This window comes from Bordetella trematum, from assembly GCF_900078335.1.
Classification (GTDB): domain Bacteria; phylum Pseudomonadota; class Gammaproteobacteria; order Burkholderiales; family Burkholderiaceae_B; genus Bordetella; species Bordetella trematum.
Map to the genome: position 1 here is coordinate 1 of NZ_FKBR01000043.1, position 256 is coordinate 256.

1 protein-coding gene is annotated in these 256 nt (G+C 65.2%); it reads left to right on the forward strand.

Annotated features, from left to right (window positions below; genetic code table 11):
* On the forward strand, nucleotides 1-256 hold a 256-nt coding region (locus A7V84_RS21375; protein ID WP_204246503.1), incomplete at both ends, for a hypothetical protein.

Below are 256 nucleotides of genomic sequence, written 5' to 3' on the forward strand. Positions count from 1 at the left end.
ACGGTGGGCGCTGCGACCCGCATCAGCTCTGGCGCGGGCAACGACAGCGTCACCCTGCTGCAAACCGACATCGGCGGCTCGCTGGACATAGACGCTGGTGACGCCGCCAATACCGTTAGCCTGGATAAGGTGACGGTGGGTGGCGACACGTCCATCACCACGGGTGCTGGCGTGGATGTAATCACGCTGGTGGACAGCGGCCTGCTGGGCCAACTGCTGATCGCAGCCGGCGACGGCAGCAACACCGTTGACCTGA